This window comes from Streptomyces dengpaensis (assembly GCF_002946835.1).
Lineage (GTDB): Bacteria > Actinomycetota > Actinomycetes > Streptomycetales > Streptomycetaceae > Streptomyces > Streptomyces dengpaensis.
This window is the reverse complement of sequence record NZ_CP026652.1, coordinates 3,512,424-3,525,502: the sequence shown is the minus strand read 5'-3', so window position 1 is coordinate 3,525,502 and position 13,079 is coordinate 3,512,424. Positions and strand designations below refer to the sequence as shown.

At 69.7% G+C, this 13,079-nt stretch carries 12 protein-coding genes and 1 pseudogene; 8 read left to right on the top strand and 5 right to left on the bottom strand.

The features are described 5' to 3' along the window. Positions 1-28 precede the first annotated feature (28 nt). Complete coding sequence (locus C4B68_RS15950) at positions 29-1,204, bottom strand: class I SAM-dependent methyltransferase (protein ID WP_240634374.1); 1,176 nt, start codon at positions 1,202-1,204, stop codon at positions 29-31. A 91-nt stretch (positions 1,205-1,295) separates the two neighbouring features. Here C4B68_RS15950 and C4B68_RS15945 point away from each other — a divergent pair, with 91 nt between their 5' ends. The 4 genes from C4B68_RS15945 to groL all read left to right on the top strand — a co-directional run bounded on the left by C4B68_RS15945 (position 1,296) and on the right by groL (position 5,385). Further along, positions 1,296-2,270, top strand: a complete 975-nt coding sequence (locus C4B68_RS15945) for a polysaccharide deacetylase family protein (protein ID WP_099500659.1) — start codon at positions 1,296-1,298, stop codon at positions 2,268-2,270. Between the two features lie 50 nt (positions 2,271-2,320). Continuing rightward, positions 2,321-3,091 carry a polysaccharide deacetylase family protein gene (locus C4B68_RS15940; protein ID WP_099500660.1) on the top strand — a complete coding sequence of 257 codons (771 nt, stop codon included), beginning with the start codon at positions 2,321-2,323 and terminating at the stop codon, positions 3,089-3,091. A gap of 245 nt (positions 3,092-3,336) precedes the next feature. Further along, positions 3,337-3,645: a co-chaperone GroES gene (groES, locus tag C4B68_RS15935; protein WP_099500661.1), complete on the top strand. Its 309-nt coding sequence runs from the start codon at positions 3,337-3,339 to the stop codon at positions 3,643-3,645. 111 nt (positions 3,646-3,756) lie between these two features. Continuing rightward, positions 3,757-5,385, top strand: a complete 1,629-nt coding sequence (groL, locus tag C4B68_RS15930) for a chaperonin GroEL (protein WP_099500662.1) — start codon at positions 3,757-3,759, stop codon at positions 5,383-5,385. Positions 5,386-5,507: 122 nt separating this feature from the next. Here groL and C4B68_RS15925 read toward each other — a convergent pair whose 3' ends face one another. The 3 genes and pseudogenes from C4B68_RS15925 to C4B68_RS15915 form a co-directional block, all read right to left on the bottom strand. After that, positions 5,508-6,215, bottom strand: coding sequence for an ester cyclase (locus tag C4B68_RS15925; RefSeq protein WP_099500663.1), 708 nt, complete (start codon positions 6,213-6,215; stop codon positions 5,508-5,510). Between the two features lie 152 nt (positions 6,216-6,367). After that, positions 6,368-7,141 carry an SDR family NAD(P)-dependent oxidoreductase gene (locus C4B68_RS15920; protein ID WP_099500664.1) on the bottom strand — a complete coding sequence of 258 codons (774 nt, stop codon included), beginning with the start codon at positions 7,139-7,141 and terminating at the stop codon, positions 6,368-6,370. Positions 7,142-7,238: 97 nt separating this feature from the next. Beyond that, a pseudogene (locus tag C4B68_RS15915) lies at positions 7,239-7,875 on the bottom strand (MOSC domain-containing protein). 79 nt (positions 7,876-7,954) lie between these two features. On the opposite strand from C4B68_RS15915, the gene C4B68_RS15910 reads away from it, so the two are divergent. Next, positions 7,955-8,926: a LysR family transcriptional regulator gene (locus tag C4B68_RS15910; RefSeq protein ID WP_240634372.1), complete on the top strand. Its 972-nt coding sequence runs from the start codon at positions 7,955-7,957 to the stop codon at positions 8,924-8,926. 135 nt (positions 8,927-9,061) lie between these two features. Here the strand turns inward: C4B68_RS15910 and C4B68_RS15905 are convergent, their stop codons facing one another. Then, a complete protein-coding gene (locus C4B68_RS15905; protein WP_099500665.1) occupies positions 9,062-9,391 on the bottom strand; it encodes a WhiB family transcriptional regulator in 330 nt (109 codons plus the stop codon). A gap of 390 nt (positions 9,392-9,781) precedes the next feature. Between C4B68_RS15905 and C4B68_RS15900 the strand changes: the two genes are divergently transcribed. The 3 genes from C4B68_RS15900 to guaB all read left to right on the top strand — a co-directional run bounded on the left by C4B68_RS15900 (position 9,782) and on the right by guaB (position 13,043). Next, positions 9,782-10,393 carry a response regulator transcription factor gene (locus C4B68_RS15900; protein WP_003948568.1) on the top strand — a complete coding sequence of 204 codons (612 nt, stop codon included), beginning with the start codon at positions 9,782-9,784 and terminating at the stop codon, positions 10,391-10,393. A 256-nt stretch (positions 10,394-10,649) separates the two neighbouring features. Beyond that, positions 10,650-11,225, top strand: a complete 576-nt coding sequence (locus C4B68_RS15895; protein ID WP_099500666.1) for a sigma-70 family RNA polymerase sigma factor — start codon at positions 10,650-10,652, stop codon at positions 11,223-11,225. A 312-nt stretch (positions 11,226-11,537) separates the two neighbouring features. Next, on the top strand, positions 11,538-13,043 hold the full coding sequence (gene guaB, locus C4B68_RS15890) for an IMP dehydrogenase (RefSeq protein ID WP_099500778.1): 1,506 nt from the start codon (positions 11,538-11,540) through the stop codon (positions 13,041-13,043). Positions 13,044-13,079: the final 36 nt, after the last annotated feature.

Below are 13,079 nucleotides of genomic sequence, written 5' to 3'. Positions count from 1 at the left end.
CTGCGGCGTCCGGCAGGGCGGGCGGTCGTCACCCCACGGGGTGGCCGACCAGCATGGTCGGGGCGCCCGCGACGCGCGTGAGGAACACCGTCGCGGAATACGGCCCGTGTGACTTGGGCAGGGCCTTCCGGCGCAGCTCCTCCGGCTCGACGGCCGACCCCCGCTTCTTCACCGTCAGCACGCCGACCTCCCGCTCCCGCAGCAGCGCCTTCAACCTCTTGACGTTGAAGTGGAGTTGATCGGTGATCTCGTACGCGGAGGCGTACGGCGTCGGGCGCGGCTCGTCCGCCGTGACGTACGCGATCGTCTCGTCGATCAGGCCGCCGTCCAGCTCCTCGGCCACCTCCGCGACCAGATGGGCCCGGATGACGGCGCCGTCGGGCTCGTACAGATAACGCCCGACCGGGCGCACCGCGGGGTCCGGCAGCCCGCGGCCCCGGAGTTCGCGCGGGCCCGGCAGCAGGGTGGCCCGCACGAGGCCAGGCTCGGTGCCGAACCACAGCACCGCCTCCTTCACGTCCCCGCCGTCCGAGATCCACTCGGCCTCCGCCTCGGCGGGGATCGCCTCGTGGGGGATGCCGGGGGCGATCTTCAGGGCCGCGCGGGGGGCCTTCGTGGCCGTCTCGATCGCCCAGGAGAGTGGTGGCGAGTACGCCTCCGGGTCGAAGATCCGGCCCCGTCCGCCGCGTCGAGCCGGGTCCACGAAGACCGCGTCGTACGCGGCGGTGTCCACCTGCGTGACGTCCGCCTCCCGTACCTCGATCAGGTCGGCCAGCCCGAGCGCGTCGGCGTTCGCGCGGGCCGCCGCCGCCGTCAGCGGGTCGCGGTCGACGGCGAGCACCCTGATGCCCGCGCGCGCCAGCGCGATCGCGTCGCCGCCGATGCCGCAGCAGAGGTCGGCGACGGAACGGACGCCCAGGTCCGCGAATCGACGCGCCCGGTGCGTCGCGACCGTCGTACGCGTCGACTGTTCGACCCCGTTCGGGGTGAAGAACATCCGCTCGGCGTCCTCGGTCCCGAACTTCGCCGCCGCCCGCTGCCGCAGCCGCGCCTGCCCGAGGGCCGCCGAGACCAGCTCGGCCGGGTGCTCGCGGCGCAGCCGGGTGGCGACGGCCAGCTCCTGTGCCGGTTCGGTGCCGCGGACCTCGTCGAGCAGGGCGAGGCCCTCGGGGGTGAGAAGGGAGGCGAAGGAGACGTCGTTCACGGGGCCATTGTGGGCCAGTCGGTGGACGGTGCGCGTCCGGCGGCGGTGTCGGGGCCTCGGGCGGGCCCCGCACCTGGGAGGATGCGACGCCATGCGACCAGTACGACAAAAGTACAAATACGGGGCAAAAGGCCTCGGTCTCCACCGGGGGGCCGGTCTCCGTGGGGCCGCCCGCCGTGGAGCCGGTCTCCGTGCTGGTATCGCCGTGCTCGCCCTCGCCGCCCTCGTCCCCGGCTGTACGGACGTCCCCTTCGACCGCCTGGAGGGGGCCTATGGTCAGCAGCCGCTGAAGGCACCCCCCGCCCGTGCCCTCGACGCGTACGCCTCCAAGCTCGGTCAGGCACACGCCCGGCGCGTCGCCGCGGCCCAGCGCTGGGGGCTGGCCGAGACACCCCTGCCGGCCCCGCCCGCGCCCGTCAGGAAGCCGGCGATCAGGACCCGTGAGGGGTTCGAGGCCGACGGCCACGAGGAGCTGGAGCTGCCCCCGGTCTTCACGACCGTCCCGACCAAGGACAAGGTCGTCTTCCTCACCGTCGACGACGGCGCGGAGAAGGACCCGGAGTTCCTGCGGATGATGAGCGATCTGCAGATCCCGTACACCGCCTTCCTCAGCAATTATCTGATCAAGGACAACTACCGGTACTTCCGGAAGATGCGCGACCGGGGCGTCGGCCTCAGCAACCACACGCTGCACCACGCCTACCTGCCCGGACTCCCGTACGCGGAGCAGCAGTACGAGATCTGCGGCATGCAAAGGGTGATGGAGCGGCAGTTCGGCAAGCGCCCGACGCTCTTGCGGCCGCCCTACGGCAACTACGACGGGGACACCCTGCGCGCCGCGAAGTCCTGCGGCATCGAGTACGCCGTCCTCTGGGCCGAGGAAGTCTTCGTCGACCGCTGGGAGTACCGCGAGTGGGACCAGGACCTGCACCCCGGCGACATCGTCCTCACCCACTTCCGGGGCCGGAACGAATGGAACGGCAGCATGCCCGACCTGGTCCGCCATTTCATGGAGAAGGTCACGGACAAGGGGTACGCGGTGGCCCGCCTGGAGGACTACCTGTGAGCGTGCAGGTGCCTGTGAGCTTGCCGGGGCACCTGGGTGCGCCAAGGCGTATGGGCGGGCCAGGGCCTGGCGTGCGGGGGCTGACCGTCGCCGTGCTCGCCGCGGCCGCACTGCTCAGCGGGTGCGCCCAGTCCGTCGACCCGATCGAGCGGCTGGGCAAGAAGGCGGCGCAGAAGGTACACCCGCACGAGTCGGCGTACCGCCGCTGGGGCCTCGCCGCCCCGCTCGCCCGGGCGCCGAGACCGCCCTCCCGGCCCACCGTGCGCTCCGCGGGCCCGGCGCTGCCGCCCGTCGTGGACCGCGTCCCCACCCGCGACAAGGTGGTCTTCCTGACGTACGACGACGGCGCCGAGCGCGATCCGCGGTTCGTCGACATGGTCCGTGAACTGCGGCTGCCGGTCAGCATGTTCCTCACGGACAGTGTCGTCGGGCCGGGGTACGGGCACTTCGCGCGGCTGCGCTCGGTGGGCGCGAGCGTGCAGAACCACACCCTCGACCACGCCTCCCTGCGCGGCCTGCCGTACATCGGCCAGCGCGCCCAGATCTGCGGCCAGCAGGACAAACTCAAGCAGCGCTTCGGCATCCGGCCCCGGTTCTTCCGCCCGCCGTACGGCGCGTACGACACCACCACGCTGCGCGCCGCCGCCGACTGCGGGGTGGCCGCGATCGTCCTGGGGCGGCACGCCGACGCGCGGCCGCTCCGCCCCGGCGACATCCTGCTCGGCTTCGACGGCCCCGACCAGACGGAGGCCACGACCAGACTGCTGCGCCGCGTCCAGAAGGAGGGATTCACGGCAGGGCGCCTTGAGGACTACCTCTGATGGCTCGGCCCGGCCGTCAGGAGACGCCCACACCGCCGAAGGTGATGAAAAAACACGCGCCGCGCCACAGGGCTTTGGCACTCCGCTTGACCGAGTGCTAATCGCAGTCATAGTGTCGGCTCTGGCACTCCCCCCTGGAGAGTGCCAATAGCGACGGGCAGGTCCGGCACCCGCGACGACGGATCGACCTGGTCGCCACCTCAGACAGTTAACCCCGTGAGATCTCCGAAGGGGGAGGTCGGATCGTGACGACCGCCAGCACCAAGGTTGCCATCAAGCCGCTCGAGGACCGCATTGTGGTCCAGCCGCTGGACGCCGAGCAGACCACGGCCTCTGGCCTGGTCATCCCGGACACCGCCAAGGAGAAGCCCCAGGAGGGCGTCGTCCTGGCCGTGGGCCCGGGCCGCATCGAGGACGGAAAGCGCGTCGAGCTCGACGTGGCCGTCGGCGATGTCGTGCTGTACAGCAAGTACGGCGGCACCGAGGTGAAGTACAACGGCGAGGAATACCTCGTCCTCTCGGCTCGCGACGTGCTCGCGATCATCGAGAAGTAATTCACCGAGCATCGCAGTGAACTGCGCCCCTGGCCCCCGCGACCTTTGACAAGCCGGGCGCCGGGGGCGCCGTTCGTTTCTCCCAAGTTCCGAGAGGGCTGAATCGCTCCCATGGCGAAGATCCTGAAGTTCGACGAGGACGCCCGTCGCGCCCTTGAGCGCGGCGTCAACAAGCTTGCCGACACGGTGAAGGTGACGATCGGCCCCAAGGGCCGCAATGTCGTCATCGACAAGAAGTTCGGCGCACCCACCATCACCAACGACGGTGTGACCATCGCCCGCGAGGTAGAGGTCGAGGACCCGTACGAGAACCTCGGCGTTCAGCTGGTGAAGGAGGTGGCGACCAAGACCAACGACATCGCGGGTGACGGTACGACCACCGCCACCGTGCTCGCCCAGGCGCTCGTGCGCGAGGGCCTGAAGAACGTCGCCGCGGGTGCCTCCCCGGCGCTGCTGAAGAAGGGCATCGACGCGGCCGTCCAGGCGGTCTCGGCTGAGCTCCTCGCGACGGCGCGCCCGATCGACGAGAAGTCCGACATCGCCGCCGTCGCCGGGCTGTCCGCCCAGGACCCGCAGGTCGGCGAGCTCATCGCCGAGGCGATGGACAAGGTCGGCAAGGACGGTGTCATCACCGTCGAGGAGTCCAACACCTTCGGTCTGGAGCTGGACTTCACCGAGGGCATGGCCTTCGACAAGGGCTACCTGTCGCCGTACTTCGTGACGGACCAGGAGCGCATGGAGGGCGTCCTCGAGGACCCGTACATCCTCATCCACCAGGGCAAGATCAGCTCCATCCAGGACCTGCTGCCGCTGCTGGAGAAGGTCATCCAGGCCAACGCCTCCAAGCCGCTGCTGATCATCGCCGAGGACGTCGAGGGCGAGGCCCTGTCGACCCTGGTCGTGAACAAGATCCGCGGCACGTTCAACGCCGTCGCCGTGAAGGCCCCCGGCTTCGGTGACCGCCGCAAGGCCATGCTCGGCGACATCGCCACCCTCACCGGTGGTCAGGTCATCGCCGAGGAGGTCGGCCTCAAGCTCGACCAGGTCGGCCTGGACGTGCTGGGCAGCGCCCGCCGCGTGACCGTCACCAAGGACGACACCACCATCGTCGACGGTGGCGGCAGCTCCGAGGAGGTTCTCGGCCGCGTCAACCAGATCAAGGCCGAGATCGAGAACACCGACTCCGACTGGGACCGCGAGAAGCTCCAGGAGCGCCTCGCGAAGCTGGCCGGCGGCGTGTGCGTGATCAAGGTCGGCGCCGCCACCGAGGTCGAGCTCAAGGAGAAGAAGCACCGTCTGGAGGACGCCATCTCCGCGACCCGCGCCGCGGTCGAGGAGGGCATCGTCTCCGGTGGTGGCTCCGCGCTCGTCCACGCCGTCAAGGTCCTCGAGGACAACCTCGGCAAGACCGGCGACGAGGCCACGGGCGTCGCGGTCGTCCGCAAGGCCGCCGTCGAGCCGCTGCGCTGGATCGCCGAGAACGCCGGCCTGGAGGGTTACGTCATCACCTCCAAGGTCGCCGAGCTCGACAAGGGCCAGGGCTTCAACGCCGCCACCGGCGAGTACGGCGACCTGGTCAAGGCCGGCGTCATCGACCCGGTCAAGGTCACCCGCTCCGCCCTGGAGAACGCCGCCTCCATCGCCTCCCTGCTCCTCACGACCGAGACCCTGGTCGTCGAGAAGCCGGCCGAGGAGGAGGCCGAGGCCGGTCACGGCCACGGTCACGGCCACGCCCACTGAGGTTCGTAGCTGACGGCGAAGGCCCGGTTTCCCCGCGGGGGAACCGGGCCTTCGTGCTGTGCCGTCAGGGCTCCCAGGGTCCATGCCGTGCTGTCGGATCCACAGCCGGCCATGCCGTGATGTCAGGTCTCCAGCTCGTCCAGCGCCCCGAGCTGACTCATCAGCCCCAGCCGGTCGTACTGCCACCAGCCCTCGGCGATCTTCCCGTCCTCATTGCAGCGGAAGATGGTCGAGCCGGTCATGGTGACCTGCCGCCCGGTCGGGGGAATCCCCAGGAAGTCGCCCTTGTGGGTGCCGCTCCAGGTCCACCGCGTACAGACCCGGTCGCCCTGGGCGATCTGGTCGTCGACGGCGAACGAGAAGTCGAACCCACCGCGCCACATGTCGATCTCGCGCCGCATCGCGTCGAGTCCGATGGTGTCCTGCTCGTTGGCGGGATCGTGGTCGTGGTAGTTCTCCGCCATCAGGCTGTTGAGCGGCGGAAGTTCACCCTCGGTGGCCAGCGTCTCGTAGAACCTGCGGATGTTGGCCGCGTACATCTGCTCGTCGCGGACCACTTCCAGGTCCGTGAACGTCGGCATCTCGTCGCAGAGCGCCACCATCTCCCGGAAGATCTTGTCGGTCTCGGGGAGGTTCGAGTTCCGCATCGCCTCTTCGTACGAGGGGAACTCCACGATCTCTATGAAGTGGGTCGCGTCGGACCGGTCCTTGCCGATCACGTTGTGCGTCGCGGCCCGCTTGCCCTTGGTCTGTTCGGCCCATGTGTCCATCAGCCGGTTCATCTCGTCGAACCGACTGGTCTTGCAGTCGATGAGCTGTACGAATGTCATGGCGCCGCCTCCGGCCCCCTGGGTCCGGTATGAACGCCCCCATTTTAGTGAAAATCCCCTCCAACCGTTTTGGTTGAAGGGGATTCGACTGCTGTCCACCCAGGCCGTACTCCAGGAAACTACCGGGCGTAACGGCGCCGCCGCCGCCGATCTCACTGCGGCCCGTACTTCCGTCCCGTCTTCGACGTGATCCCGCCCAGCAGCGCCCGCGGCGTCACCTTCACCATGCCCATGAGCGCCTTGTAGCGCGGGTCCGGAACCGACAGCGTCTTGCCGCGCGCGAGATCCGCGAGCGCCGCCGCGACCAGCTTGTCCGCGTCGAGCCACATCCAGTTCGGGATGTTGTCCGTCCCCATCCCGGCCCGCTGGTGGAACTCGGTGCGCACGAAACCGGGGCACAGCGCCATCAGCCGTACGCCGCTGCCCGCCAGGTCCCGCGCCGCGCCCTGCGTGAACTGCACGACCCACGCCTTGGACGCCCCGTACGTACCCCGCGGCACGAACGCGGCCACCGAGGCGACATTGACGACCCCGCCCCGGCCGCGCTCCCGCATGGACGCGGTCGCCGCCGACGTCAGCCGGAGCACCGCCTCGCAGTGCACCTTGAGCATCGTCAGCTCGTCGGCCATCGATACGTCGAGATAGCGGCCCTTGTTGCCGAAGCCCGCGTTGTTGACCAGCAGGTCGACCGGGTTCCTGCGGTCGCCGAGGCGCTCGGCCACCGCCTCGATGCCGTCGTCGGTCGCCAGGTCCGCCGTCAGCACCTCCGCCTCGATGCCGTGCCGGTCGTGCAGTTCGGTGGCCTGCTCGCGCAGCCGCTTCGTATCGCGCGCCACCAGCACGAGGTTGTGCCCGTCAGCCGCCAGACGCCGCGCGAAGGCGGCGCCGATGCCCGCGGTAGATCCCGTAATCAGAGCCGTTGTCATGGCGCAAGGTTAGTGACCTGGCCAGGCGTCCGGCGCGCGGTGCCACCCAACGTCCGGCCACGCTCCACGAGTTCCCCGCACCGCGGCTCACCAGGTCCTACGCGCCGTACTTCGCCACGTACTTCTCGGCCACCGCCAGCGCCTCCGGGTCCAGGGCGTCTCCCGCGGCCAACAGCCTTGGCAGCAGCGTCCGTTCGGTCGTGACGGCGCGGAACTGGAGAGCGACGGTGACGTCGTGGTCCGGCCGGTGGATGATCTCGATCGCGTCGCCGGAGCGGATCTCGCCGGGCTCGATCACCCGCAGATACGCGCCGGGCGCGCCCTTTTCCGTGAAGCGCCTGACCCAGCCCTTCTCACCGACGTGCCCCTGAAAGGTCCGGCAGGGGATGCGTCCACTGGCGACCTCCAGGACGACCTCAGGGCCGATGCGCCAGCGTTCGCCGATCAGCGCGCCGGACACGTCGAGCCCCTCTGTCGTGAGGTTCTCGCCGAACATGCCGCTTCGCAGCGTCCGGCCGAGCTCGCGCTCCCAGTCGTCGAGGTCCTCGCGCGCGACCGCGTACACGGCCTGGTCGTTGCCGCCGTGATGGCGCAGTTCGCACACCGCGTCCCCGGCGAGTGGTCACCCGAACGGGCCCCTCGACGGGTTGCTTGTCGATGCCGGTCACGCCCTCCGGCTGGTCCGTGTACTCGACGGCCCGCGCGCGGCCCAGATTCAGCGACAGAAGCTTCATAGCCCCACGCTAGGTGATCGGAGTCAAAGCGTCGACGGGATATTCGTCATCGCATCCAAGGATCACTTATGCTCAGAAGGTGATCGAGGCCCGTCATCTCCGCGTCCTGCGTGCTGTCGCCGCCACCGGCTCCTTCTCGGCGGCGGGACGCGAACTGGGCTGCACCCAGCCCGCCGTCAGCCAGCAGATGAAGGCCCTGGAGTCGTCCGTCGGCACACCACTGCTGGTCCGCACCGGGCGCGAGATGCGCCTCACCGTGGCCGGCGAGGCACTGGTCCGGCACGCGGCGGGCATTCTCTCCGGGCTCACGGCCGCCGAGGAGGAGGTCGCCGCCATCGCGGGTCTGCGCGCGGGCCGGGTGCGGCTCGTCTCCTTCCCCAGCGGCAGCTCCACGCTCGTACCGACGGCGCTCGCCGCGCTGCGCGCCGCGCACCCCGGCACCCGTGTCTCCCTGGAGGAGGCCGAGCCGCCCGAGTCCGTGGAGAAGCTCCGGGCCGGCGACTGCGACATCGCGCTCGCCTTCCGGTACGAGGGCGCGGCGGGTGTCGAGGAGTGGGACGACCTGGTCGTACGGCCTCTGCTGACGGACCGTCTTGTCGGGCTCGTGCCCGAGCGGCACCGGCTCGCCGGGGCGGACTCGGTCGCGATCGGCGAGTTCGCCGGAGAGCCGTGGATCGCGGGCTGCCCGCGCTGCCGCGGACAACTGGTCGAGGTCTGCCGCGGCGCGGGCTTCGAGCCCCGCATCGACTTCGCCACCGACGACTACCCGGCCGTGGTCGGCCTCGTCGGCGCGGGTCTGGGCGTCGCGGTCCTTCCGGAGCTCGCCGTCGAGTCCGTGCGTCCCAAGGGGGCGCGGACGGTGACGGTGGAGCCCGCGGTCCGCCGCGAGATCGTCGCGCTCACACTGCCGGACCTGGCGCAGGTACCCGCGGTGGCGGCGACCCTTGAGCGGCTGGCGCGGGCGGCGGCTCGGCAACGGCGAAGGCCGACGGAGGCCGGCGAAGACGGGGCACGCGCGCGTAGCGCGAAAGGCGGGGGCACGCACGCGTAGGACGCGAAGTGGCGCCGGGCACGCATGCGGCGACAACTACGGTCATGCGTGCGGGCAGTGACAGCCACGGGCACGCGTGCGTGCGGCGAAAACTAGGGGCACGCGTGTGCGTGCCCGAGGTGCAGAAACGTTCCTTCAGTTGTTCGAAGCGGAACCGCCTCCATTGGCCGACGCCGAGACCAGCCGGTTGCGCGCCCGCCCCATGAGCTCTTCGCGCTCGTCCTCGGTCAGCCCGCCCCACACGCCGTACGGCTCACGCACTGCCAGCGCGTGCGCCGCGCACTCCGCGCGTACCGGGCATCTCATGCAGACCTCTTTGGCCGAGTTCTCGCGAGCGCTCCGTGCCGCACCACGCTCGCCCTCGGGGTGGAAGAAGAGCGAGCTGTCGACCCCGCGGCAGGCCGCGAGGAGCTGCCAGTCCCAGAGGTCCGCGTTCGGACCGGGAAGGCGGGAGAAATCTGCCATTGCGTGTCCCCTTGTTGCCGTTCCGGGATGCTCTGTGCCCACCGACCGTACATCTACGATCTAAGGAGATGAAAATATGACTCATTGCGAATCTAGCCGCATACACCAGTAAATGGCCAGAAAACAGGCTAAATGGGGCATAGGTTGTGATGAAACGTTGAGGGTCCGTTGCGCACGTCTGCACTGTGTCCGCGCCCTCACGTACAGTGCCGATGATGACTGACTGCCCCGTAACTCTTTCGAGTGACCATCGTTGAGAGTGCGGAGGCGGTTGAAGGAACAAGCGCTCGGGCAGGCGGCAGTGACCGTCGGCGAGTGTCGACCGCACCGGTGACGATTCGTACCAGCCTGGAGGCTCAAGGTGACGCGCATCAGCTGCGGAGGGCGGCCATGACATCCGTCCTCGTCTGCGACGACTCCCCGCTTGCCCGAGAGGCGCTCCGCCGCGCGGTCGCGACCGTGCCCGGCGTCGAGCGCGTGACGACGGCGGCCAACGGCGAGGAAGTCCTCCGCCGCTGGGGTGCCGACCGCTCGGACCTGATTCTGATGGACGTACGCATGCCCGGCCTGGGCGGCGTCGAGACCGTCCGGCGGCTGCTGTCCGCCGACCCCGGTGCGCGCATCATCATGCTCACCGTCGCCGAGGACCTGGACGGTGTGGCACTCGCCGTCGCCGCCGGCGCCCGCGGCTATCTGCACAAGGACGCCTCCCGCGCGGAGCTGCGCGCGACCGTCACACAGGCGCTCGCCGACCCCACCTGGCGGCTCGCCCCGCGCAGGCTGCGCTCGGCCGAGATGGGCGCGGCGCCCACGCTCACCGCGCGTGAGATCCAGGTCCTCGAAGGCATGAGCCACGGCCGCTCGAACGCGGAGATCGGCCGTGAGCTGTTCCTCTCCGAGGACACGGTCAAAACGCACGCCAGGCGGCTGTTCAAGAAGCTCGGCGCCTCCGACCGCGCGCACGCCGTGGCGCTCGGTTTCCGGTGGGGCCTGGTTCGCTGAGTGAGCCGCCGCGGGGGTACGGGAATCCCCGCCTACCTCATGGTGGGCGGGGTTGGCAAAGGGACCCGCCGGGTGCCTGCTGCTCGTTTCGCCGCGGATGCCGCATCCTTGAGGTGTGGAGTCTCTCGGGGACGAGTCGGTCGAGCGGAAGGGGAGGGCGCAGGAGATGAGTTCCGGCGCACCTGCTCATAACGCTTCGGTGCACAACTACGGACGCGGTGCCACGGATCGGACGACGCCAAGGCACCATGGACCGATGCGTGACGACGAGACGACGGGGATCGGTGCGCTCGTCCATCGCGCGGTCGACGGAGACGAGCAGGCCACACACGACCTGCTCGCCCACGTTCACCCTCTGGCCTTGCGCTACTGCCGTGCCCGTCTGTCGCGACTTCCGGGTGACGCGCGGCACTTCGTGGAGGATCTCGCGCAGGAGGTCTGCGTCGCGGTGCTTCTGGCGCTGCCGCGCTACAAGGACACCGGGCGCCCCTTCGAGGCGTTCGTCTTCGCCATCGCCGCGCACAAGGTCGCCGATCTGCAGCGCGCCGCGATGCGCCACCCCGGGTCGACGGCCGTCCCCTCGGACGAGATGCCCGAGCGCCCGGACGATTCGCTCGGGCCCGAGGAGCGAGCCCTGCTCAGCAGCGACGCCGAGTGGGCCAAGAAACTCCTGGCCAACCTCCCCGAGAACCAGCGCGAGCTGCTCCTGCTGCGCATCGCGGTGGGCCTGACGGCCGAGGAAACAGGCCAGATGTTGGGAATGTCACCAGGGGCCGTACGGGTGGCCCAGCACAGGGCGCTGAGCCGCTTGCGGGCACTGGCGGAGCAGTAGTTCCGCCCCTGCCCGGCAGGTTCCGCTTCGGTGGGACTTCCGCTTCGGCCGGGCTTTCCGCCGGGACGGCGATCCCTTCTCCGCCGTAACGGCGAGAAGCCACACGGCGGTGTCCGTCGGTGCCGAGCGCACGCCGGCCAGGCACCGCTCTCCCCGGGCGTCCGCTGGGGCCCCGGCCCACAGCTGAACACCGCCAACACCCATTCCGTACGAACGTACGAAGGCGATCCCCGCCCTCGACCGTGGAATGAGTGAGCCGCGCTTCCCGTTAGCATGGAGATCCGCACCGATCAAGGCTTTGAGGAAGGTGTCATGACTGCCAACGTCGACGGAGTGCCCGCCAAATTCGCGACACTCGGGCTGACCTACGACGACGTGCTGCTGCTGCCGGGCGCGTCGGACATGGCGCCCGACCAGATCGACACCGCCTCGTACATCTCGAAGAACGTACGGGTGAACATCCCGCTGCTGTCCGCCGCCATGGACAAGGTCACCGAGTCGCGGATGGCGATCGCGATGGCCCGCCAGGGCGGCGTCGGCGTACTGCACCGCAATCTGTCCATCGAGGACCAGGCCAACCAGGTCGACCTGGTGAAGCGCTCCGAGTCCGGCATGGTGACCGACCCGATCACGGTGCACCCGGACGCGACGCTCGCCGAGGCCGACGCGATCTGCGCTAAGTTCCGCATCTCCGGCGTGCCGGTCACCGACGGCGGCGGCAAGCTGCTCGGCATCGTCACCAACCGTGACATGGCCTTCGAGACCGACCGTTCGCGCCAGGTGCGCGAGGTGATGACGCCGATGCCGCTGGTCACCGGCAAGGTCGGCATCTCCGGCAACGACGCGATGGAACTGCTGCGCCGCCACAAGATCGAGAAGCTTCCGCTGGTCGACGACGCGGGCGTCCTCAAGGGCCTCATCACGGTCAAGGACTTCGTGAAGGCCGAGAAGTACCCGAACGCCGCGAAGGACGCCGAGGGCCGCCTCCTCGTCGGCGCGGCCGTCGGTGTGGCCGGTGACGCCTTCGAGCGCGCCCAGGCCCTCATCGAGGTGGGCGTCGACTTCATCGTCGTCGACACCGCGCACGGCCACTCCCGCATGGTCGGCGACATGGTCGCCAAGATCAAGTCGAATTCGTCCGGCGTCGACGTCATCGGCGGCAACATCGCCACGCGTGAGGGCGCTCAGGCGCTCATCGACGCGGGCGTGGACGGCATCAAGGTCGGCGTCGGGCCCGGCTCCATCTGTACGACCCGGGTGGTCGCCGGCATCGGCGTACCGCAGGTAACGGCCATCTACGAAGCGTCGCTCGCCGCCAAGGAGGCCGGTGTCCCGGTCATCGGCGACGGTGGCCTGCAGTACTCCGGGGACATCGCGAAGGCCCTGGTCGCCGGCGCCGACACGGTGATGCTCGGCTCGCTGCTCGCGGGCTGCGAGGAGTCGCCGGGTGAGCTGATGTTCATCAACGGCAAGCAGTTCAAGTCGTACCGCGGCATGGGCTCCCTGGGCGCCATGCAGTCCCGTGGTGAGCAGCGTTCCTTCTCCAAGGACCGCTACTTCCAGGAGGGCGTCGCCTCCGACGAGAAGCTCGTGCCCGAGGGCATCGAGGGCCAGGTGCCCTACCGCGGCCCGCTCTCCGCGGTCGTCCACCAGCTGGTCGGCGGTCTGCGCCAGTCGATGTTCTACGTCGGCGGCCGCACCATTCCCGAGCTGCAGGAGCGCGGCCGGTTCGTCCGCATCACCTCGGCGGGGCTCAAGGAGAGCCACCCGCACGACATCCAGATGACGGTCGAGGCGCCGAACTACAGCCGTAAGTGACCTCCACGCGCGCGTGAAGCCGTACACACGCGCGTG

Excerpts from the sequence above, each read along its gene's own strand:
- guaB (WP_099500778.1), top strand. The coding sequence starts at position 11,538 with ATGACTGCCAACGTCGACGGAGTGCCCGCCAAATTCGCGACACTCGGG.
- C4B68_RS15920 (WP_099500664.1), bottom strand. The coding sequence starts at position 7,141 with ATGACAACGGCTCTGATTACGGGATCTACCGCGGGCATCGGCGCCGCC.
- groL (WP_099500662.1), top strand. The coding sequence starts at position 3,757 with ATGGCGAAGATCCTGAAGTTCGACGAGGACGCCCGTCGCGCCCTTGAG.
- C4B68_RS15905 (WP_099500665.1), bottom strand. The coding sequence starts at position 9,391 with ATGGCAGATTTCTCCCGCCTTCCCGGTCCGAACGCGGACCTCTGGGAC.
- C4B68_RS15925 (WP_099500663.1), bottom strand. The coding sequence starts at position 6,215 with ATGACATTCGTACAGCTCATCGACTGCAAGACCAGTCGGTTCGACGAG.
- C4B68_RS15940 (WP_099500660.1), top strand. The coding sequence starts at position 2,321 with ATGGGCGGGCCAGGGCCTGGCGTGCGGGGGCTGACCGTCGCCGTGCTC.
- C4B68_RS15945 (WP_099500659.1), top strand. The coding sequence starts at position 1,296 with ATGCGACCAGTACGACAAAAGTACAAATACGGGGCAAAAGGCCTCGGT.
- C4B68_RS15895 (WP_099500666.1), top strand. The coding sequence starts at position 10,650 with ATGCGTGACGACGAGACGACGGGGATCGGTGCGCTCGTCCATCGCGCG.
- C4B68_RS15900 (WP_003948568.1), top strand. The coding sequence starts at position 9,782 with ATGACATCCGTCCTCGTCTGCGACGACTCCCCGCTTGCCCGAGAGGCG.